At 67.9% G+C, this 1,295-nt stretch carries 1 protein-coding gene; it reads right to left on the bottom strand.

Annotated elements, in window-relative coordinates:
• Positions 1-759: aminoacyl--tRNA ligase-related protein (locus ACFR9S_RS07015; protein ID WP_379818335.1), on the bottom strand; the 759-nt coding region annotated here is incomplete at its 3' end.
• Between the last annotated feature and the right edge of the window lie 536 nt (positions 760-1,295).

The raw sequence follows: 1,295 nt of genomic DNA, 5'->3' as shown, positions 1-1,295 counted from the left end.
CCGCCCGCCGCAGTCGGGGCAGTCGTCGCCGGCAGCGAACTCGCCGTATCGGGGCGACTCGTCGCTCAGGCCGAACCGGCAGTCCTCGGCGGTACAGGCCAGCAGGTCGCAGGTCCCGTCCCGGACGGGCGCGAGGAACTCCTCCGAGCGCTCGCCGCCCATCACGCTGTTCGCGGCGTCGGCGACGACGAACTCGAGGCCGAGGTCGGCGAGGATGCGCTCGTACGCCGCCCGGATCTCGCGGTACCCCTCGCGCAGCGACGCCTCGTCGGCGTGGAACGAGTAGGCGTCCTTCATCGTGAACTCCTTGCAGCGCAGCAGGCCCGCCCGGGCGTGGTCGTCCCGGAACTTCGCGCCGACTTGGTACAGCGTCAGGGGGAGTTCGTCGTAGGAGCGCACCACGCCGTCGAGCAGGTGGACCATCCCCTCCTCGTGGCTGGGTGCGAGACACAGCTCCCGGCCGTCGCGGTCCTCGAGAGTAAACATCTCGCCCTCGAAGGCGCCCCAGCGGCCGCTCTGTGCCCAGCGCTCTCGGCCCTGCAGGCCGGGGAGGGCGACCTCCTGCCCGCCGACGGTACGCATCCCCGCCCGGATTCGGTCGACGACTTTCTCCCGGATGCGCTGTCCGGCGGGCGTGAGCGCCCAGCGGCCGCTACCGAACTCCCGGATCAGCCCCGCACGCACGAGGAGTTCGGTCGCCTCCGTCCCCTCGCCGCGGCGATCGCGGCTCGCGGGGAGAAAGAGGTCACTGCGACGCATGGGCCACCTCGCTCGCTACGGACTGCTGGAGAAATCGCTGTTCGTTACCGCCGTCGCGGAACGCGTCCACGGGCCGTGCTGAACCCGCGGAACTCGCGTGTCGAAGACATCGACTGATCCGTGTGGCGGCCGTGTGAAAAATCTACTTCCCTCGTGCGATTCGGTGACACCCTCCGCGCAGCGATGGATTGATCGCCCCCCGACCGGGCCTCGAACTCTGGTCCGGCGCGCTCGATCCGGAGTCGAATCTCTTCGATGCCCCCGTCCCCCCGTACAGGCCGCACGAGCGCATAACCGACGCGCTCGAACGTGCGGGATCAACTGCATGACCGTGCCGCTGGAGCGTCGGTGAGTGGATAGTCTAGATCGTCGAAAAAGGTCGGTCGGTTTGGTTCAGAAAGCTCCCGTCGGTCGCTTTCTGAAATTACGAGGGACTTCGCTCCGCTCGTCCCTCGAATCGACGACTCAGACTCGTCCTTTCAGTCCTCGTCTTCGTCGTCGACGTCCTCGAAGTCGGCGTCGACGTACTCGTCGTC

It is taken from the genome of Halolamina salina, assembly GCF_042678005.1.
Lineage (GTDB): Archaea > Halobacteriota > Halobacteria > Halobacteriales > Haloferacaceae > Halolamina > Halolamina salina.
Note: the sequence above shows the minus strand (reverse complement) of the source record. Positions and strands in the feature narration are given on the sequence as shown.